The sequence below is a fragment of the Streptomyces sp. NPDC107500 genome (assembly GCF_055582785.1).
Genome location: NZ_JBVJPF010000001.1, coordinates 1,354,826 through 1,373,919, shown reverse-complemented (window position 1 = coordinate 1,373,919; position 19,094 = coordinate 1,354,826). Strand labels below are relative to the sequence as shown.

The window sequence follows — 19,094 nt, the reverse complement described above, 5'->3', positions numbered from 1 at the left end:
AGTTCTCAAGGAACGGACGCTTCCTTTGTACTCACCCTCTCGGGCTTTCCTCCGGGCGCTTCCCTTCGGTCTTGCGTTTCCGACTCTATCAGATCCTTTTCGGTCCGATTCCCCGTCGGCGGGGTTTTGTCTGGGCTCTCGGACTTTCGTCCGTCGGCCTTTCGACATTCACTACGTTAGCCGATTCCTCCGTGGACTCATAATCGAGTCCGGGCGGGTTGAATTCGGGCATGCGGGCACGCCGAATTTGCTCCCGCTCAGGGAAGTCGTAGGTAGTGGGTTGGCCGCTCTCGGCTGCTGGCGAATGCCGTAACCGGGTCAAGCGGCTCGGGCTACATTACGCGCCCCCCAAAGGAGAGTCAACTTCGGCGCCGCTTCGGGACATGGGCCCGATACGGGCTGACCGTCGGGTCGTCGGCGACCCAGTAGCGCCACGGATGAACGCCGCCCTCGCCGGCCACGCCGGTCCGTGGACCGTTGCGTACCTGGTCGCGGGGCACGGCGGTGCCGGTCAGAATGCGCAGCGGGGTGTCCTCGGTGGTGCACGCGTCGGTGCCGTCCAGGGCTCGGTCCACGCCCAGGGCGGTGGCCAGACGGGCCGGTCCTTTGGCCAGTTCCTTGTCATTGCGGGCGGAGAGTCGACGCATCCGGGCGAGATCGGCGCCCTCGATGATCTCGCCGGCGCGGAGCAGGACGGCGCTCGCGGTGCCGTCGGGACCGCACACCAGGTTCATGCAGAACCACATGCCGTAGGTGAAGTACACGTACACGTGTCCGGGCGGACCGAACATCACGTCGTTGCGGGGGGTCCGGCCGCGGTAGGCGTGGGAGCCGGGGTCGTTCTGACCGTCGTAGGCCTCGACCTCCGTCAGGCGGAGGGCGATCGGACCGTCCGGGGTGTCGCGCACGAGGACGCGGCCCAGGAGATCGGGGGCCACCTCGAGGACGGGCCGGTCGAAGAACTCCCTGGGCAGGGGCGTACGGTCAGGGCTCGCGATCATGCCGTCCGAGCGTAACGCAGCCCGGTCCGTGCGCGGGGTGGCCAGGGGGCGTCCGGCTTGCCAGGGTGTGGGACGCGGAACCGGCCACGGCCGGATCGCGTTTGTAGGGATCAAGGGTTCACACGCAAGCCTGGAGGAGAGACATGGCGTTCAAGAAGCTGCTCGCGAGCCTGGGGGCCGGCGGGGCTTCGGTCGAGACCGTGCTCAATGAGGTCAACGTCGTACCGGGGGGTGTCGTCCAGGGCGAGGTGCGGATCCAGGGCGGATCCGTCGACCAGGAGATCGAGGGACTGTCCGTCGGGCTCCAGGCCAAGGTCGAGGTGGAGAGCGGCGACCAGGAGTACAAGCAGGACATCGAGTTCACCAAGGTGCGGCTCGGCGGTGCCTTCCAGCTGAAGGCCGGTGCCGTGCACGCGGTGCCGTTCGGGCTGGAGATCCCGTGGGAGACGCCGATCACCATGATCGACGGACAGGCGCTGCGCGGGATGAACATCGGCGTCACCACGGAGCTGGAGATCGCCCGTGCCGTGGACTCCGGTGACCTGGACCCGATCAACGTGCACCCGCTGCCGGCGCAGAAGGCGATCCTCGACGCGTTCATCGGGCTTGGCTTCCGGTTCAAGAACGCCGACATGGAGCGTGGCCACATCCGGGGTACGCGGCAGCAGCTGCCCTTCTACCAGGAGATCGAGTTCTTCCCGCCGCAGCAGTACCGGGGGCTGAACCAGGTCGAGCTGAGCTTCGTGGCCGACGCGCAGGCCATGGACGTCGTGCTCGAGATGGACAAGAAGCCCGGGCTGTTCAGCGAGGGCAGCGACACGTTCCGTTCCTTCAAGGTGGGGCTGAACGACTACCAGGGCACCGACTGGACGGCGTACCTCAACCAGTGGCTGTCCGAGGTGGGCAGCAAGCGGAACTGGTTCTGATGGATCTAGGCTCGGTCATCTCTGCACCAGACATTCAGGAGGTACCGAGGTGACCGAGCTGAAGCGGCGTCCGCTCCCCCATGACTTCCACCCGCCCGTGCCGTCGTTCACGGTCACGAGTGACGACGTCCAGGAGGGCGTGACGCTCAAGGACGCTCAGGTCCACGCGGCCGGCAACACCTCTCCGCAGCTGCGGTGGGAGGGCTTCCCCGCCGAGACCAAGAGCTTCGCCGTGACCTGCTACGACCCGGACGCTCCCACGGGCAGCGGGTTCTGGCACTGGGTGGTGTTCGACATCCCGGCGTCGGTGACCGAGCTGCCGGTGGGCGCGGGCAGCGGCACCTTCGAGGGGCTGCCCCAGGGTGCCGTGCAGGCGCGCAACGACTACGGCAGCAAGGACTTCGGCGGTGCCGCGCCGCCGCCCGGCGACGGGCCGCACCGGTATGTGTTCACGGTGTACGCCGTGGACCAGGCGAAGCTCGGCCCGGACGCGGAGGCGAGCCCGGCGTTCGTCGGCTTCAATCTGCGGTTCCACACGATCGGGCGTGCCCAGCTGATCGGTGAGTACGAGCTGCCCGCCGAAGGCTGAGCGTTCCGAGCGTTCATGGAACGTTTGCCCGCCCCCGGTCTTGGAATGGATCAGGGGCGGGCATTTTTATTGCCAGGGGTGGCGGGGGGAGATCGTCGCCCCTGGAGCAGCGGATATTGCGTTGTCCATCTCGGCGTGCCCGGCCAGAGTTGATCCCAGCCCGCCACGGGGTGGGCCGGTGCACACGGGAGGTGGGCTGGTATGCGGGACACGCTGGTGCTGAACGCGAGCTTCGAGCCGTTGTCGACGGTGACGTTGAACCGAGCCGTCGTTCTGGTGCTCCAGGACAAGGCCGTCGTCGAGCAGGCCCACCCCGAACTGCGGATGCGCGGAGCCGCGCTCGACATACCGGCGCCACGGGTGATCAGGCTCTGCCAATACGTCCGGGTGCCCTTTCGAAGACGCGCTCCCTGGTCGAGGCGGGGTGTGCTGGTCCGGGACCGGCACCGGTGCGCGTACTGCGGCCGGCGGGCGACGACCGTCGACCACGTGGTGCCGAGGTCGCACGGTGGGCAGGACTCGTGGCTGAACACGGTGGCCTCCTGTGCGGAGGACAATCACCGCAAGGCGAACCGGACGCCGGAGCAGGCGGGGATGCCGTTGCTTCGGGAGCCGTTCGAGCCGACGCCCGCCGACGCGATGTTGCTGGCGCTGGCTCGGGACGACTTCGAGGCGCTGCCGGAGTGGTTGGTGCTGGACGCGGCGTGACGGCGCGGTTCCCCGCGCCCCTGACGGGCGCGTACCGCGCCCTCAGTCGATCGTCGGCTTCTCTCGGCGTTCCTGGGCGGGGACGCTGGGGGTGCCGTTGCCTCCGCCGCCGCCCAGGCCGCCGAAGTTGCCCATGGCGCCGGACAGGCCCTTGAGGGCGTCGCCGATTTCGCTGGGGACGATCCAGAGCTTGTTGGCATCGCCCTCGGCGATCTTCGGGAGCATCTGGAGGTACTGGTAGGAGAGCAGCTTCTGGTCCGGGTCGCCGGCGTGGATGGCCTCGAAGACCGTGCGGACGGCCTGGGCCTCGCCCTCGGCGCGCAGGGCGGCGGCCTTGGCCTCACCTTCGGCACGCAGGATCTGGGACTGCTTCTCGCCCTCGGCGCGCAGGATCTCGGACTGCCGGACACCTTCGGCCTGGAGGATGGCGGCGCGCTTGTCGCGGTCGGCGCGCATCTGCTTCTCCATCGAGTCCTGGATGGAGGTGGGCGGTTCGATCGCCTTGAGTTCGACGCGGTTGACGCGGATGCCCCACTTGCCGGTGGCCTCGTCGAGGACTCCGCGCAGGGCCGCGTTGATCTCCTCGCGGGAGGTCAGGGTCCGTTCCAGGTCCATGCCGCCGATGATGTTGCGCAGTGTGGTGACGGTGAGCTGCTCGATGGCCTGGATGTAGCTGGCGACTTCGTAGGTCGCGGCGCGGGCGTCGGTCACCTGGTAGTAGATGACGGTGTCGATGTTGACGACCAGGTTGTCCTGGGTGATGACCGGCTGCGGCGGGAACGGGACGACCTGTTCACGCAGGTCGATGCGGTTGCGGATGGTGTCGATGAACGGGACCACGATGTTGAGGCCCGCGTTCAGGGTCCGCGTGTAGCGGCCGAAGCGCTCGACGATGGCGGCGCTGGCCTGCGGGATGACCTGGATGGTCTTGATCAGGGCGATGAAGACCAACACCACCAGGATGATCAAAACGATGATGACCGGTTCCATCGTGGTTGTCCGTCCCCTTCTCCGACCCTGACGACTGCTGATCTTACGGCTGTTGAGGATCTTGCTGGTCGAGTCTGACAGACCGTCGCACGACTCGGGGCCCGTTCGGGCCACTTGCGTACGGCGGGGTCACATGATGATCGCCGTGGCCCCCTCGATGTCCACGACGTCGACTTCCTCACCCGCTTCGAAGGCGCGCCCGGTGTCCAGCGTGCGTGCCGACCAGATCTCGCCGGCGAGTTTGATCCGGCCGCCGGAGCCGTCCACCCGCTCCACGACGACGGCCTGTCTGCCCTTCAGGGCGTCGACTCCCGTGGCCAGTCGGGGCTGTTGGGAGCGATGCCGGGCGGCGACGGGCCGTACGACCGCGATGAGGGCGACCGATACGACGACGAAGACGAGGACCTGGACGACGAGGTCCGCGCCGAACCCGGAGGCCACGGCGGCGGCGACCGCCCCGACGGCGAACATCCCGAACTCCGGCATCGCGGTCACGACGAGCGGGATTCCGAGCGCTGCCGCGGCGACGAGCCACCACACCCATGCGTCGATGTCGTTCACGTGGTCATGGTAGGTCCGTCGGGTGGGCTGGGGACAGGGCGCACGGGGGGCGGGTCAGGACAGCGGCAGGCCCTGTGCGGTCCAGCGGTCGCCGTTCTGCTCGACGACCAGCGGGAGTCCGAAGCAGAGGGAGAGGTTGCGGGAGGTGAGTTCCAGCTCCAGCGGGCCGGCGGCCATGACCTTGCCCTGACGGATCATCAGGACGTGGGTGAAGCCCGGCGCGATCTCCTCGACGTGGTGGGTGACCATGATCATGGAGGGCGCGATGGGGTCGCGGGCGAGCCGGCCGAGGCGGCGGACGAGGTCCTCGCGGCCGCCGAGGTCGAGGCCGGCGGCCGGCTCGTCCAGGAGCAGCAGCTCGGGGTCGGTCATCAGGGCGCGGGCGATGAGGGTGCGCTTGCGCTCGCCCTCGGAGAGGGTGCCGAACCTCCGCTCCAGGTACTCGGTCATGCCGAGGCGGTCGAGGAAGGCGCGGGCGCGCTGCTCGTCGATGTCCTCGTAGTCCTCGTGCCAGCCGGCCGTCATGCCGTAGGCGGCGGTCAGTACGGTCTGCAGGACGGTCTGGCGCTTGGGCAGCTTGTCGGCCATGGCGATGCCGGCCACGCCGATGCGCGGGCGCAGCTCGAAGACGTCGGTGCCGGGCTTGCCGAGCGTCTCGCCGAGGATGGTGGCGGTGCCCTGGCTGGGGTAGAGGTAGCTGGACGCGACATTGAGGAGGGTGGTCTTGCCGGCGCCGTTGGGGCCGAGGATGACCCAGCGCTCGCCCTCCTTCACCGACCAGGAGACCTGGTCCACCAGAGCCCGGCCCTCGCGGACCACGGATACGTCCTGAAGCTCCAGAACATCGCTCATGAGCGCGTTGTCTCCCCTTGCATTGTGGCCGGTCTCGGCTGTCGCGTACGCCTTGGCTCGGGCCGCCGCGCCGGTGGGCGCAGGCCCTCCAGGAAATCTACGCCACCGGTCGGCATGACCGTTCCATCGGTCCGGTCCTTAGGGTGGGGGCATGCTCTCGGAACCACGCGCAGGGCGCCTTGCCGCCTGGGGAAATGCCCTTATTGCCGGATTGGTCTCGCCTGATGACGCCGCGGTGGCGATCGTCGGGGAGGACGCGGTGCACCGGGTGGAGGGGCTGCCCGGCGAACCGGCGCCCGTCGGTCTCACGCTGGCGCTCGGCCGGCTGCGGGCGCTCGGGGCGACGGGGCTGCGGGTCGCGCTGCCCGCGCCGGGGCATCCGCTGGGCCTGAGCGGGCCGCCGGACTTCAACGCGCGGGCGCTGGAGGCGGAGGAGGCCGTGGTCTGTCACGGTGCGGCGGTGGGGCTGGTGCCCGAGGTGCACGAAGCCGGGCCCGAGGGTGACGTGCACGTCGAGGTGGTCTGGCACTGCCTGCCGGTGCGGGAGGCACCGCCCGCGGACGTGCCCTCGCTCGGGGAGGCGGAGCGGGAGCTGGCGGAGGCGCTGCGCGACGCGACGGAGGTGCTGACGCGGCTGGACGTGGCCGGGTCGGGGCCGGTGGCGGAGGCGGCGGTCGCAGCGTACCGGGCGCGGGCCGAGCGCGGGCGGGAGGTGCTGGCGCCGGGGTATCCGCCGCGGGCGGTGCGGGTGCTGGAGTTGGCGCAGCGGGTGGGGGCGCTGGTGTCGCTGGCGTATGAGAACGGTCACGGTGGGGCGGTGAGCGCGTCCGAGATGGCGGCGCGGGGGGAGGCGCTGCGGCCGGTGGAGCGGACGGCTCGGCGGGCGCTGGTCGCGGCGTACAACTCCGTTGTGGAGGAGCGGACTCGGTGACGCCCCCGGCCCGTTGCGCGTTCCGGTGCGCGGGGCGGGGCGGGCGCGCCGCTCGGCGCTGACGAGGTGCCGCTGCGCCCACCCGTGCCGCCCCAGCGGCACGACTGCCCGCAGCTGCGCGGGAGGGCCGAGGGGCGGCGTGGGGCCGGCTGGGTCAGCGGTTGAGGCCGAGGTTGCCGAAGGCCGGGTTCAGGACGCCGATGACGTTGACGCTGTTGCCGACGGCGTTGACCGGGATGTGGATCGGCGCCTGGACCAGGTTGCCGGAGGCGACGCCCGGGGAGCCGATGGCCTCGCCGTGGGCCTGGGACCCGTCGGTGGCGGAGGCCATCCCCGCGCCGGCGGCGATCAGCCCGCCGGCCACCATCGTCACGGCCGCTGCCTTCTTCAGGTTCTTCACTTACAAGCCCTCCTTGCGATCGCCGCGGCAGTCGCCGCGGCACGCACTGGAGAACGGCCGGCCCCCGCAAAGGATGCGCCATCCGGGGGACATTCCCACGACGGTATGAATCTCTGACCGGAAGGGAACCTTCCGTCAGCCGGTCACGCCGTGGCGTACGGCCCACAGCGCGGCCTGGGTGCGGTCCGCGAGGTCGAGCTTCATCAGGATGTTCGAGACGTGGGTCTTGACGGTCTTCTCGGAGAGCACCAGCGCCCGCGCGATCTCCCGGTTGGAGCGGCCGTCCGCGATCAGACCCAGCACCTCGCGCTCGCGCTCCGTGAGTGAACCGGCCCTGCCCTGACCGGAGTTGCCCTCGTCCTGGCTGAGCAGGGCGCCGGCCACCTCGGGCTGGAGCAGGATGTGGCCGGCGTGGACGGAGCGGATGGCACCGGCCAGCGCCTCGGGGTCGACGTCCTTGTAGACGTAACCCGCCGCGCCCGCGCGCAGGGCCGGGACGACGGTGCGCTGCTCGGTGAAGCTGGTGACGACCAGTACGCGCGCGTGGTTGTCCAGCTCGCGGAGCCTGCGCAGCGCCTCGACGCCGTCCATGCCCGGCATCTTGACGTCCATGAGGATCACGTCGGGTTTCAGTTCCTGGGCGCGGTCGACTCCTTCGGCGCCGTCGGCGGCCTCCCCGACCACCACGATGTCGTCCTGCACCTCCAGGAAGGTGCGCAGGCCCCGGCGGACCACCTGGTGATCGTCGACGAGCAGCACCTTGATTGCGTCAGCCACCGGGGACCTCCATCTCGATCGTGGTGCCCTTGCCGGGCGCGGACTGCACGGTGAGTCTTCCCCCGGTGCCGTTGGCCCGGTCGCGCATCGAGACCAGGCCGAGGTGGCGTCCCGCGCGGCGCACGCTGCGCGGGTCGAAGCCGCTGCCGTCGTCGGTGACCCGCAGTACGGCCCCGGTGCCCCTCCGTTGCAGGGTCACGTCGACGCGTGCCGCCTCGGAGTGGCGCAGGGCGTTGTGCAGCGCCTCCTGGGCGACGCGCAGCATCGCCTCCTCCTGGGCGGCCGGCAGGGCCTTGACCCCGTGTCCGGCGAAGGTCACACGCGCGGTGTGGGCGCGGTCGAGGACCTGGATCTGGGTGCGCAGGGTGGCGACGAGACCGTCCTCCTCAAGGGCGGCGGGGCGCAGCTCCACGACGGCGGCGCGCAGCTCGTCGGCGGCCTCCGCGGCGAGGGCGGCGACCTGCTGCAACTCGCCCTTGGCCCGTGCGGGGTCGCGGTCGACCAGGGCGGTGGCGGCCTGGGCGGTCAGGCGCAGCGAGAAGAGCTTCTGGCTGACCGCGTCGTGCAGCTCGTGGGCGAGGCGCGAGCGCTCCTCGGCGATGGTCAGCTCGCGGCTGCGTTCGTACAGGCGCGCGTTGGTGAGGGCGATGGCGGCGTGCTGGGCGAGGATGCCGAGCAGTTCCTCGTCGTCCGGCGTGAAGCCGCAGGTGCCGTCGGGTTTCGGGCCCGGAGGGTGTGGGGGGTGTGCGGGGTGTCCCTCGGAAGGGCACAGCTTGTTGGCCAGGAAGAGGGCGCCGATGATCTCGTCGCCGTCGCGGATCGGCAGCCCCAGGAAGTCCACCAGGTCCGGGTGCGCGGAGGGCCAGCCGCCGAAACGCGGGTCCTCGCGGACGTCGGCGAGACGCTCGGGCGTGGCCTCGTGGAGCATGGCGGCGAGGATGCCGTGCTGGCGCGGGAGGGGGCCGATGGCCTTCCACTGCTCGTCGCTGACGCCGTCGACCACGAACTGGGCGAAGCCACCGTGGTCGTCGGGGACGCCGAGGGCGGCGTACTCGGCGTCCAGCAGCTCGCGGGCGGAGGCGACGATCGTCTTGAGGACGTCGCGCACCTCCAGGTGCCTGCTCATGGCCAGCAGCGCGGAACTCACCGCGGCGAGGCCGGACCGGGGGCCGTGACTCATGTCCTCACGGTACCGGCGGGGGGTGACAGGGGGGATCGGACCTGTGACGGCCGCCGCCTAGGGCGGTGGGCCTAGGTCCGAGGTCCCGCCCCTCCGGCCTAGGGCGAAGGACCCTGCCGGGTTGGGGCCGGTGCCCGAGGCGGCCGGTGGGGCCCGGTTCCTACGTTGAGGATCACGCCGTACCGGACGGGTGGCGGCGGGGACGACGAGGGGACGTGTGTCATGCCGGTCGCGATCATCACGGGGGCGTCGAAGGGGCTGGGCCGAGCGCTCGCCGAGGCGTTGGCGGCGCGGGGCTGGGATCTGGTGCTGGACGCCCGGACCCCTGAGGTGCTCAAGGACACGGCGGCGGCGCTGGAGGCGTACGGCACGCGCGTGACGGCGTTGCCCGGGGACGTCACCGACCCCTGGCACCGGACCGGGCTGGTGACCGAGGCGGGGCGGCTGGGCGGGGTGGACCTGCTGGTCAGCAACGCGAGCGCGCTGGGTGCGGAGCCGCTGGTGCGGCTGGCGGAGCTGCCGGCGGACGGGCTGCGGCGGGCCCTGGAGGTGAACGTCGTGGCCGCGCTCGGCCTGGTCCAGGAGGCGCTGCCGGCGCTGCGGGCGGCTCCGGCGGGCGCGGTGCTGACGATCAGCTCGGACGCGGCGGCCGAGGCGTACGAGACGTGGGGCGGCTACGGGGCGTCCAAGGCGGCGCTGGACCAGCTGGCGGCGGTGCTGGGCGTCGAGGAGCCGGGGCTGCGGGTCTGGGCGGTGGATCCGGGGGACATGGCCACGGACCTGTACGCGGCCGCCGTACCGGACGACGACGATCCGAGGCCCGATCCGGTGGAGGCCGTTCCGGCGCTCCTGCGGTTGCTGGACGAGCGGCCGGCCAGTGGGCGCTACGGGGCTCCGGCCCTGCTGGAGGCGCGGTCATGACGGTCGCGCTGAAGGTGCCGGAGGAGCTGTCGGCGCGGGTGCCGGCCGAACAGCGGGGGCCGGGCCTGGACCGGGACGGCGTACGGCTGCTGGTGTCGCGGGGCACCGAGGTGTCGCATCACGTGTTCGGGGAGCTGCCCGGGCTGCTGCGGGCCGGTGATCTGCTGGTGGTCAACACGTCGCCGACGCTGGCGGCCGCGGTCGACGGGTCGGTCGGGCACGCGCGCGCGGTGGTGCACTTCTCCACGCGCGGGGACGACGGCCGGTGGGCGGTGGAGCTGCGGGAGCCGGACGGCCGGGGCACCACGCGCGCGCGTGCGTGCGTGGCGAAGGGGACGGTGGTGCGGCTGCCCGGGGGTGGGCGGCTGGTGGCGGAGGAGCCGTTGAGTACGCGCGGGGACCGGTTGTGGTGGGCGCGGGTGTCGGGGGCGGAGGTGACCGCGGTGCTGCGGGAGCACGGGCGCCCCATTCGCTACTCGTACACGGAGCGGGACCAGCCGCTGTCCGTGTACCAGACCGTGTTCGCGCTGGCGACGCCCGACGGGACGGGCAGCGCGGAGATGCCGAGCGCGGCGCGTCCCTTCACGGCACGGCTGGTGACGGAGCTGGTGAGCCGCGGCGTGCAGTTCGCGCCCGTGACGCTGCACACGGGAGTGGCCTCGGCGGAGTCGCACGAGCCGCCGTATCCGGAGCGGTTCTCGGTGCCCGGGGAGTCGGCACGGCTGATCAACGCCGCGCGGGCGGCCGGGCGGCGGGTGGTGGCCGTGGGGACGACCGCCGTGCGGGCGGTGGAGTCGGCGGCCGGCGGTGACGGCGTCGTACGGGCCAGGGCAGGGTGGACGGATCTGGTCGTGACCCCGGAGCGCGGGGTGCGGGTGGTGGACGGCCTGCTGACGGGGCTGCACGAGCCCGAGGCCTCGCATCTGCTGATGCTGGAGGCGGTGGCGGGGCGGGCGGCGATCGACCTCGGGTACGACGCGGCGGTCCGGGGGCGCTACCTGTGGCACGAGTTCGGCGACGTGCATCTCCTCCTGCCGTAGGAGAGGGCCGCTCAGCCACTCACACAGTGCATTGCGCTAGCAACTAAAGGTGAGAACGGCGGGGGGCCGATGTGAGGCCGGGCATAGGGCGCACGTCACGTACGAAGAGGAGTAGGAGTACGACTCGTCCGTTTTGAGCGGGGCAGATAGTCCAATCTGCCCCGCTTCGCCGTTCCCTGATCCACTACCCCGGATCGTACGTCACACCTTTGCCTCCGGATTTTGCGGCCGCTAAGAATTGCTCTCGTCGCTCAGCGCCGTGGGTTCTCCCCCGCGGCGTTTGTGCCGGAAGCACCCCTGTCCCCGCCGGACGAGAGCGACCTCCGCGCTATTCGAAGAGGTCTATCCCGCCATGCTCAAGAACATCCTTTCCCGTGGTCGCAGTCGTTCCATGACCCGCACCCAGAAGGCCGCCATAGCCGGTGTCGGCACGCTCGGCGCCGTCGCCGTCGCCCTCACCGCCGTGCCGGCCAGCGGCCAGACGACCACGAGCGAGGCCGCTCCGACGGCCAAGGTGGCGTACAGCACCAAGCAGATCCAGGACGTCCACGCCGGCGTCACCGGCCAGCTGGCCGGTGCCAGCCAGAAGGTCGCCACCATCGAGGCCAAGAAGGAGGCGGCCGCGAAGAAGGCCGCCGCCGAGAAGGCCGCGGCGAAGAAGGCCGCCGCCAAGCGCGAGGCGAAGAAGGCCGCCAGCCGGTCCGCCAAGCGCGCCGAGGTCAAGAAGTCCTACCCGAACAACCTCGACGGCTGGATCCGCGAGGCCCGGACCATCATGAAGAAGCACGGCATCCCCGGCTCCTACGAGGGCATCCACCGCAACATCATGCGGGAGTCCTCCGGCAACCCGAAGGCCATCAACGACTGGGACATCAACGCCATCAACGGCATCCCGTCGAAGGGCCTGCTCCAGGTCATCCCGCCGACCTTCGAGGCCTACCACGTCGCCGGCACCTCGAAGAACATCTGGGACCCGGTCGCCAACATCGTCGCCGCGTGCAACTACGCCGCGGACAAGTACGGCACCATGGACAACGTCGACAGCGCGTACTGAGGTCGGCGCGGACCTCTTCGGACCGACGCCGACGCGGACGCCGATCGCACGCCGAAGGGCGGCACCCTCCTGACGGGGTGCCGCCCTTCGGGGCGTCTCACCGCGGTCACCCGCGGTCGCGCGTCACTTGCGCATGACCTCGGGCTCGTGCCGCCGCAGGAAGCGCGCCACGAAGAAGCCGCAGATCACACCGAGGACGATCAGCGCGGCCATGTCCATGCTCCAGGCGCCCACGGTGTGCTCCCACAGCGGATCGTTCCCGGCGCCCTCCTCGGGCGGGCTGATCCTGTTGAAGTCCAGCGTGGCGCCGGCCGCGGCCACCGCCCAGCGCGAGGGCATCAGGTACGAGAACTGGTTGACGCCGACCGCGCCGTTCAGCGCGAAGAGGCAGCCGGTGAAGACGACCTGGATGATCGCGAACATGACCAGCAGCGGCATGGTCTTCTCGGCGGTCTTCACCAGCGACGAGATGATCAGGCCGAACATCATCGACGTGAAGCCCAGCGCCATGATCGGCAGTGACAGTTCGACGAGTGTCGCGCCGCCGAGGATCAGGCCCTCTTCGGGGATCTCGCGGTTGGCGAAGCCGATCACACCGACCAGCAGACCCTGGAGCACGGTGATCATGCCGAGCACGAAGACCTTGGACATCAGGTACGCGGACCGCGACAGGCCGGTCGCGCGTTCCCGCTCGTAGATCACCCGTTCCTTGATCAGTTCGCGGACGGAGTTGGCGGCGCCGGCGAAGCAGGCGCCCACCGCGAGGATCAGCAGGACCGTGGTGGCGGTGCCGTTCGGGATGATCCGGCCGCTCTGCGGATTGGGCGGGTTGGGCAGCAGGCCCTTGTCCGCGTCGATCAGCAGGCTCACCGCGCCGAGCACGGCCGGCAGGATCACCATCAGGGCGAGGAAGCCCTTGTCGGAGACGATCACCGAGACATAGCGCCGCACCAGCGTGACGAACTGCGACATCCAGCCCTGCGGCTTCGGCGGCTTCATCGCCTGCATCGCCGGCACCGCTACGGACTGCGGCGCGACGGCGTCGATGTCCGCGGCGTACATCTGGTAGTGCTGCGAGCCCTTCCAGCGGCCCGCCCAGTCGTAGTCGCGGTAGTTCTCGAAGGCGGAGAAGACGTCGGCCCAGGTGTCGTAGCCGAAGAAGTTCAGCGCCTCCTCGGGCGGGCCGAAGTAGGCGACCGAGCCGCCCGGCGCCATGACCAGCAGCTTGTCGCAGATCGCCAGCTCGGCCACCGAGTGGGTGACGACGAGGACCGTGCGGCCGTCGTCGGCCAGCCCGCGCAGCAGCTGCATGACGTCGCGGTCCATGCCGGGGTCGAGTCCGGAGGTCGGCTCGTCCAGGAAGATCAGCGACGGCTTGGTGAGCAGCTCCAGGGCGACGGACACGCGCTTGCGCTGGCCGCCGGAGAGGGACGTGACCTTCTTGTCCTTGTGGATGTCCAGCTTCAGCTCGCGCAGCACCTCGTCGATGCGTGAGTTGCGCTCCGCGGCCGTGGTGTCGGCCGGGAAGCGGAGCTTCGCCGCGTACTTGAGGGCCTTCTTGACGGTCAGCTCCTTGTGCAGGATGTCGTCCTGCGGGACCAGACCGATGCGCTGGCGCAGCTCGGCGAACTGCTTGTACAGGTTCCGGTTGTCGTAGAGGACCTCGCCCTGGTCGGCCGGCCGGTAGCCGGTGAGCGCCTTGAGCAGGGTCGACTTGCCGGAGCCGGACGGTCCGATGACCGCGATCAGCGACTTCTCGGGTACGCCGAAGGAGACGTCCTTGAGGATCTGCTTGCCGCCGTCGACCGTGACGGTCAGGTGCCGCGCGGAGAAGGACACCTCACCGGTGTCGACGAACTCCTCGAGCCGGTCGCCGACGATCCGGAAGGTCGAGTGGCCGACGCCGACGATGTCGGTCGGGCCGAGCAGCTGCGAGCCGCCCTTGGCGATCGGCTGACCGTTGACGTACGTGCCGTTGTGCGAGCCCAGGTCGCGGATCTCCATGCGCCCGTCGGGCGTCGCGTGGAACTCCGCATGGTTGCGGGAGACCTGGAGGTCGGAGACGACCAGCTCGTTCTCCAGGGCACGGCCGATGCGCATCACACGGCCGAGCGAGAACTGGTGGAACGTGGTCGGGCTGCGGTCGCCGTAGACCGGCGGCGCCCCCGCCGCGCCACCGGAGCCCGGCTGCTGGGGGAAGTGCGGCGCGGCCTGCTGCTGCGGCTGCTGCCATCCGGCCTGCTGGGGCTGCTGGTGCGGCTGCCCGTGCTGCGGGACCTGCTGCGGCGGCTGCTGTGCCGGGGCCTGCTGGGCCCAGCCGGCGTTCGCGCCCTGCGCGGCGTACGGCTGCTGCTGGGGCTGGGCCTGCGGCGTCTGCTGGGGCTGGGCCTGCGGCGTTCCGGCCGGGGCCTGTACGCCGGTCAGGTCGACGCGCGGTCCGTCGTTCGCGTTGCCCAGGTTCAGCACGCTGCCGGCGCCGAGCTCCATCCGCTGGACCCGCTGCCCGTGCACGAACGTGCCGTTGGTGCTCCCGTGGTCCTCGACGACCCAACTGCGGCCGTCGAAAGTGATCGTGGCATGACGCCAGGACACCCTGGCGTCGTCAAAGACAAGCTCCCCCTGCGGATCGCGTCCGAGCGCGTATGACCGGGACGGATCGAGCGTCCAGGTTTGTCCGTTGGATTCCAGTACGAGTTCCGGCACTCCAAGCCCCACTGAGTTGTCCCCCGATGTACCCCCGTCGCGGGGAGTCTAGGGATGTCGAACATCGGGGGGAACTATTTCAGGCTCGGGCCCCTGACCGAAAGTCGGGCCTTGTGAAAACCGTGTAGGCAGCCGTCGACCGATCCCGTTGACGGGGTTGAAACCTGCTCGGAGAGTGGTAATCCACGCGAGGGGGACATGCGCGGCAACTCCGCCGCGCAGCGGATCGGGGGGTCTGCCATGAGCGCGTGCACGAGCGTCGGGTCCGAGGGGTATGCCGCGGGGGTGCCGTGGGGAGACGTGCTGCTGACCGCGATCGCCGCCGTGAGCTGGGCGTTGATCGGCATGGCGGGAACGGCGGCGCTCGGCCTGCACCTGCTCGACGCGGACGCGGCGGGCTCGTTGGGCCCGATGACGGCGGCGGTCGTGGCGCTGGGCGCGGGCGGTTCGGTGACACCGGACGGGGACATGTCGGCGTTCGGGCTGAAGGGGGCGGAGGCGTACTCGGCCATCGAGATCACGCCACTGGGCGTGAGCCTGGTCGGCGCTCTGCTGCTGTCGTTCTTCTTCCTGCGCTCCCTGCGCGGGGCCCCGGTTGTGGTCTCCCCCGCCGAACTCCTCGCACGCGCGGGCGCGGTGGTCGCCCTGTTCGTGGCGATGACGGGTGGTCTGGTCTGGGCGGGTCACGGCATCGTCACGATCGACGGCGGTGCGCTGGGGGTCGACGCGCTGCCCGGCGGTGGCGGTGGTGGCGTGGAGATTCCGGGGCTCGGGGACGTGGGTGACATCGGCGGGCTGCTCCCCGACCGGATCGGTGACCTCGTCGACGCCGAGGCCGCGGTGGGCATCAGCGTCGACACCGCGCCGACCCTGCTGGGCGGGCTGGCCTGGTCCGCCGGGGTCCTGCTGATCGCGCTGCTGGCCTCGCGCCGTACTCCGCTGCCGCGCGGGTGCGCGGCCGTGCACCGGGTGGTGCGGCCCGCCGTGTCCGCCGTGGTCACGGTGGCCCTGACCGCGGTGGCGGCCGGCATCGCGGCGGCCGGGTACGCGGCGGTCGGCGACGACCATCCGCGGCGGATCGCCGGCGCCGCGCTCCTCGGTGCGCCGAACGGGGCCTGGCTCGGCGTCCCGGTCGGCCTGTTCGTGCCGTGGGACGGGCGGGCCACCGGTGAACTGGTCCGGGTTCTCCCCGCTCCGCTGGACGACCTGCTGGGCGCGGGCGCGGACGAGCCGGTCACGCTGGCGCGGCTGGCGGAGCTGGACGGACGGGTGTGGCTGCTGGGGGTGGCGGCGGCCCTGCTGATGTTGCTGGCCGGGGTCCTGACGGCGGTACGGACACCCTTGGCGCCCGGCGAGGAACGCTCCCCCGCTTTCGTGGGGCGCTGCGCACTGCGGCTCGGCCTCATGACCGGGGCGGCACTGCCGCTGCTGTCCTGGCTGAGCGGGGTCTCCGTGGACGCCTCGCTGTCGGTGCTCGGCATCGATGCCTTCGGTGCGGGCCTCGACCTGCGCGCCCACCTCGGCACGGCCCTGCTGCTGGGCGCCCTGTGGGGTGCGGGGGCGGGAGCCGCCGGGGCGTTGTCGGCGCGGGCGAGTGGGGCGGCGGGGGTGCGGGCGACGTGGACGGCACGGAGTGCCGGGGTGGTGGCGGCGCCGGATGCCGGTGGCCTCGGGTACGGGGCGTCCGCCTCGGGTCCGTACCCGGGGCACGGGCCGGGTACCGCCGGAGAGTACGCCGGCCCGGACCGCCGGTCGGGCGGCGACGTGTACGGCGCCCCCACCGTGGCCGGCCCGCTCCGACCGCCGCCGGGAGCACCCCGGCGGCCGCCCCATCCGGGGGGACGGCCGCCGTCACGCCGTTGGGGCGAGGTCCCGCCGCCCCCGCCACCGCCACCGCCCGCGCCGCCGAGGCGGCCGAGGGACGGGGAGTGAGGGGTGGTGCGGGTGGTGCGGGACGGTGGCGCTGTCCGTCAGGCGGACCTCGGGGGCGGCGGGCACCGGGTGCCGGATACGGTTGGACCACCATGAGCGCTACGCAGACCTCTGACGTTCCCACGCTTCTCGTCAAGATCTTCGGCAAGGACCGGCCCGGCATCACGGCCGGCCTGTTCGACACCCTCGCCGCCTACTCCGTCGACGTCGTCGACATCGAGCAGGTCGTCACCCGTGGCCGGATCGTGTTGTGCGCGCTCGTGACCGAGCCGCCCCGCGGTCTGGAGGGCGATCTGCGGGCCACCGTCCACAGCTGGGCCGAGTCGCTGAAGCTCCAGGCGGAGATCATCTCCGGTATCGGCGACAACCGGCCGCGCGGGGTCGGCCGCTCCCTGGTCACCGTGCTCGGCCACCCGCTCACCGCCGAGGCGACGGCCGCCATAGCGGCCCGGATCACCGAGGTCGGCAGCAACATCGACCGCATCTTCCGGCTGGCCAAGTATCCCGTGACCGCCGTCGAGTTCGCGGTGTCCGGCGTGGCGACCGAGCCCCTGCGCACGGCGCTGGCCACCGAGGCCGCGGCGCTCGGTGTGGATGTCGCGGTGGTCTCGGCGGGGCTGCACCGGCGGGCGCAGCGCCTGGTGGTGATGGACGTGGACTCCACGCTGATCCAGGACGAGGTCATCGAGCTGTTCGCCGCGCACGCCGGGTGCGAGGACAAGGTCGCCGACGTGACGGCGGCCGCGATGCGCGGGGAGCTGGACTTCGAGCAGTCCCTGCACGCTCGCGTGGCGCTGCTGGCGGGGCTGGACGCCTCGGTGGTGGACAAGGTCCGCGCCGAGGTGCGGCTGACGCCGGGTGCCCGCACCCTGATCCGCACGCTGAAGCGGCTCGGCTACCAGGTGGGGGTCGTATCCGGCGGATTCACGCAGGTCACCGATGATCTCAAGGAGCGGCTGGGGCTGGACTTCGCCCAGGCCAACACCCTGGAGATCGTCGACGGCAGGCTGACCGGCCGGGTCACCGGGGAGATCGTGGACCGGGCGGGCAAGGCGCGGCTCCTGCGACGGTTCGCCGCCGAGGCGGGCGTACCCCTGTCGCAGACCGTGGCGATCGGTGACGGCGCCAATGACCTGGACATGCTGAACGCGGCGGGTCTCGGGGTCGCCTTCAACGCCAAGCCGGTGGTGCGCGAGGCGGCGCACACCGCGGTGAACGTGCCCTTCCTGGACACCGTCCTCTACCTGCTCGGCATCACCCGCGAGGAGGTCGAGGCCGCGGACACGCTGGACGAAGGTCTCGGTGAGGCCCTCGGTCTGCCCGCCGACCGGCTCTGAGCCTACGGCGAGGGGCCCGGGCCGCACGGTGCCGGGCCCGCCGCGAGGGGCCGGGTGGGGTCAGTCGGTCGGCGCCCAGTAGTCGACCAGGGAGGCCGCTCCGGGCTCCACGTCCTTCCAGGAGCCGGTGAAGGTCAGGACGGCGAAGGCGGCCGTCGGGAAGCCCCGGCGCCCCATCCGTCCGCGCGCCTCGTCCTCGGCCGAGCCGGCCAGGATCTCGGCCAGTCCCTCCATGCCCGGGTTGTGGCCGATCACCAGCACGTTCCGCAGGTCGTCGGGGGTCTCGTTGAGCACGGCGATCAGTTCGCCGGGCGAGGCCTCGTAGATCCGCTCCTCGTAGATGGTTTTCGGCCGGTGCGGGAACTCGTGGACGGCGAGCTTCCAGGTCTCGCGGGTCCGGGTCGAGGTGGAGCACAGGGCCTGATCGAAGTCGACACCGGTGTCCGCCAGCCGCCGCCCGGCCTCTGCGGCGTCCTTGCGACCCCGTTCAGCGAGCGGTCGCTCGTGGTCGGTCACCTGTGGCCAGTCGGCTTTCGCATGCCGGAAAAGGACAATCCTGCGGGGTTCTGCGACGCTCATGGCATCCAGCTTCGCATGAAACAGGCCACGGGGCGCAGGTAGTTGACATGCGGATTCACCGCCGTACGCGCGCCCGGGCCCGGGTCCGGGTCCGGCCTCAGCCCACGGTCAGCTGGAGCAGCCGCTCCAGCAGGTGAGCGAGGGCCGGCTGCTCGGTGGCCGCCTGCGCGTCGGCGGGGTTGAGTATCAGCAGGAGCAGCGTCACGAACGCGAGCACGGGCAGGGCGAGGGCCCACCAGGGGAGCCGGCTGTCGACGCCGCCCCGGGTCGCGCGGGGAGGCCGGGTGTGGGTAGGGGCCGACATGAGTGCCTCCGCTGGTCTTCGAGCGTCCCTGGTCCGTGCTCCGCGTCCCGCCTGTCGCGGGCACATCTCGAAGCTACGGAATCCGCGGGCCCCAACCCATCCGGAGGTCCACCCACTTGACCCTGACCCTGGCCCCCTAGGGGATGGGGGGTTAACCCCACCATCCGGCCGGGGGCGGGGTCACGGCGAGGCGATCGTCGCGATGATGCCGATGATCACGAAGATCGCGAGGAAGCCGCCGAAGACGAGCAGCATCTTCTTCTGGCCGTTCTGGGGGTTCGGGTCGAGGACTGGCATGCGGCAAGTCTC

20 protein-coding genes are annotated in these 19,094 nt (G+C 71.3%); 9 read left to right on the top strand and 11 right to left on the bottom strand.

What is annotated here, in order from left to right; genetic code table 11:
* Positions 1-359 precede the first annotated feature (359 nt).
* The gene (locus tag ACZ67M_RS06150; RefSeq protein ID WP_469849705.1) at positions 360-1,001 is read right to left on the bottom strand and encodes a DNA-3-methyladenine glycosylase; all 642 of its coding nucleotides are present in this window, start codon (positions 999-1,001) and stop codon (positions 360-362) included.
* Positions 1,002-1,144: 143 nt separating this feature from the next.
* Here ACZ67M_RS06150 and ACZ67M_RS06145 point away from each other — a divergent pair, with 143 nt between their 5' ends.
* The 3 genes from ACZ67M_RS06145 (at position 1,145) to ACZ67M_RS06135 (ending at position 3,224) form a co-directional block, all read left to right on the top strand.
* Positions 1,145-1,927: a sporulation protein gene (locus ACZ67M_RS06145; RefSeq protein ID WP_392018292.1), complete on the top strand. Its 783-nt coding sequence runs from the start codon at positions 1,145-1,147 to the stop codon at positions 1,925-1,927.
* A 49-nt stretch (positions 1,928-1,976) separates the two neighbouring features.
* Positions 1,977-2,516, top strand: coding sequence for a YbhB/YbcL family Raf kinase inhibitor-like protein (locus ACZ67M_RS06140; protein ID WP_469849704.1), 540 nt, complete (start codon positions 1,977-1,979; stop codon positions 2,514-2,516).
* A 201-nt stretch (positions 2,517-2,717) separates the two neighbouring features.
* On the top strand, positions 2,718-3,224 hold the full coding sequence (locus ACZ67M_RS06135; RefSeq protein ID WP_122614743.1) for an HNH endonuclease: 507 nt from the start codon (positions 2,718-2,720) through the stop codon (positions 3,222-3,224).
* A 42-nt stretch (positions 3,225-3,266) separates the two neighbouring features.
* On the opposite strand, the gene ACZ67M_RS06130 is transcribed toward ACZ67M_RS06135, so the two are convergent.
* The 3 genes from ACZ67M_RS06130 to ACZ67M_RS06120 all read right to left on the bottom strand — a co-directional run bounded on the left by ACZ67M_RS06130 (position 3,267) and on the right by ACZ67M_RS06120 (position 5,627).
* Positions 3,267-4,214 carry an SPFH domain-containing protein gene (locus ACZ67M_RS06130; protein ID WP_361366100.1) on the bottom strand — a complete coding sequence of 316 codons (948 nt, stop codon included), beginning with the start codon at positions 4,212-4,214 and terminating at the stop codon, positions 3,267-3,269.
* A 129-nt stretch (positions 4,215-4,343) separates the two neighbouring features.
* Positions 4,344-4,775 (bottom strand): NfeD family protein, encoded by a 432-nt coding sequence (locus ACZ67M_RS06125; RefSeq protein ID WP_361366097.1) that lies wholly within the window; start codon positions 4,773-4,775, stop codon positions 4,344-4,346.
* 54 nt (positions 4,776-4,829) lie between these two features.
* Positions 4,830-5,627 carry an ABC transporter ATP-binding protein gene (locus ACZ67M_RS06120; protein WP_361366095.1) on the bottom strand — a complete coding sequence of 266 codons (798 nt, stop codon included), beginning with the start codon at positions 5,625-5,627 and terminating at the stop codon, positions 4,830-4,832.
* Positions 5,628-5,778: 151 nt separating this feature from the next.
* Between ACZ67M_RS06120 and ACZ67M_RS06115 the strand changes: the two genes are divergently transcribed.
* A complete protein-coding gene (locus ACZ67M_RS06115; protein WP_392018295.1) occupies positions 5,779-6,558 on the top strand; it encodes a hypothetical protein in 780 nt (259 codons plus the stop codon).
* Between the two features lie 154 nt (positions 6,559-6,712).
* Here the strand turns inward: ACZ67M_RS06115 and chpE are convergent, their stop codons facing one another.
* The 3 genes from chpE to ACZ67M_RS06100 all read right to left on the bottom strand — a co-directional run bounded on the left by chpE (position 6,713) and on the right by ACZ67M_RS06100 (position 8,915).
* On the bottom strand, positions 6,713-6,958 hold the full coding sequence (chpE, locus tag ACZ67M_RS06110) for a chaplin ChpE (protein ID WP_125494446.1): 246 nt from the start codon (positions 6,956-6,958) through the stop codon (positions 6,713-6,715).
* A gap of 135 nt (positions 6,959-7,093) precedes the next feature.
* Entirely contained in the window at positions 7,094-7,735 is a 642-nt protein-coding gene (locus ACZ67M_RS06105) for a response regulator (protein ID WP_392240147.1), read from the bottom strand.
* Positions 7,728-8,915 carry a GAF domain-containing sensor histidine kinase gene (locus ACZ67M_RS06100; RefSeq protein ID WP_469849701.1) on the bottom strand — a complete coding sequence of 396 codons (1,188 nt, stop codon included), beginning with the start codon at positions 8,913-8,915 and terminating at the stop codon, positions 7,728-7,730. Before ACZ67M_RS06100 ends, ACZ67M_RS06105 begins: the two co-directional genes overlap by 8 nt.
* Before the next feature lie 222 nt (positions 8,916-9,137).
* On the opposite strand from ACZ67M_RS06100, the gene ACZ67M_RS06095 reads away from it, so the two are divergent.
* From ACZ67M_RS06095 to ACZ67M_RS06085, 3 genes are all read left to right on the top strand, one after another.
* Positions 9,138-9,836, top strand: coding sequence for an SDR family NAD(P)-dependent oxidoreductase (locus ACZ67M_RS06095; protein ID WP_469849699.1), 699 nt, complete (start codon positions 9,138-9,140; stop codon positions 9,834-9,836).
* Positions 9,833-10,876, top strand: coding sequence for an S-adenosylmethionine:tRNA ribosyltransferase-isomerase (locus ACZ67M_RS06090; protein ID WP_392103460.1), 1,044 nt, complete (start codon positions 9,833-9,835; stop codon positions 10,874-10,876). The genes ACZ67M_RS06095 and ACZ67M_RS06090 overlap by 4 nt, the downstream gene beginning before the upstream one ends.
* Before the next feature lie 352 nt (positions 10,877-11,228).
* The gene (locus tag ACZ67M_RS06085) at positions 11,229-11,930 is read left to right on the top strand and encodes a transglycosylase SLT domain-containing protein (protein WP_469849697.1); all 702 of its coding nucleotides are present in this window, start codon (positions 11,229-11,231) and stop codon (positions 11,928-11,930) included.
* Positions 11,931-12,053: 123 nt separating this feature from the next.
* Here the strand turns inward: ACZ67M_RS06085 and ACZ67M_RS06080 are convergent, their stop codons facing one another.
* On the bottom strand, positions 12,054-14,633 hold the full coding sequence (locus tag ACZ67M_RS06080; protein WP_469849695.1) for an ABC transporter ATP-binding protein/permease: 2,580 nt from the start codon (positions 14,631-14,633) through the stop codon (positions 12,054-12,056).
* A gap of 240 nt (positions 14,634-14,873) precedes the next feature.
* Here ACZ67M_RS06080 and ACZ67M_RS06075 point away from each other — a divergent pair, with 240 nt between their 5' ends.
* Both ACZ67M_RS06075 and serB read left to right on the top strand, forming a co-directional pair.
* Positions 14,874-16,565: a streptophobe family protein gene (locus ACZ67M_RS06075; RefSeq protein ID WP_469849694.1), complete on the top strand. Its 1,692-nt coding sequence runs from the start codon at positions 14,874-14,876 to the stop codon at positions 16,563-16,565.
* A gap of 92 nt (positions 16,566-16,657) precedes the next feature.
* Complete coding sequence (serB, locus tag ACZ67M_RS06070) at positions 16,658-17,902, top strand: phosphoserine phosphatase SerB (protein WP_450736138.1); 1,245 nt, start codon at positions 16,658-16,660, stop codon at positions 17,900-17,902.
* Between the two features lie 60 nt (positions 17,903-17,962).
* On the opposite strand, the gene ACZ67M_RS06065 is transcribed toward serB, so the two are convergent.
* From ACZ67M_RS06065 to ACZ67M_RS06055, 3 genes are all read right to left on the bottom strand, one after another.
* On the bottom strand, positions 17,963-18,481 hold the full coding sequence (locus tag ACZ67M_RS06065; RefSeq protein ID WP_361366070.1) for a SixA phosphatase family protein: 519 nt from the start codon (positions 18,479-18,481) through the stop codon (positions 17,963-17,965).
* A gap of 97 nt (positions 18,482-18,578) precedes the next feature.
* A complete protein-coding gene (locus ACZ67M_RS06060) occupies positions 18,579-18,785 on the bottom strand; it encodes a hypothetical protein (protein WP_392018309.1) in 207 nt (68 codons plus the stop codon).
* A 180-nt stretch (positions 18,786-18,965) separates the two neighbouring features.
* Positions 18,966-19,082 carry an SGM_5486 family transporter-associated protein gene (locus tag ACZ67M_RS06055; RefSeq protein ID WP_107420105.1) on the bottom strand — a complete coding sequence of 39 codons (117 nt, stop codon included), beginning with the start codon at positions 19,080-19,082 and terminating at the stop codon, positions 18,966-18,968.
* Between the last annotated feature and the right edge of the window lie 12 nt (positions 19,083-19,094).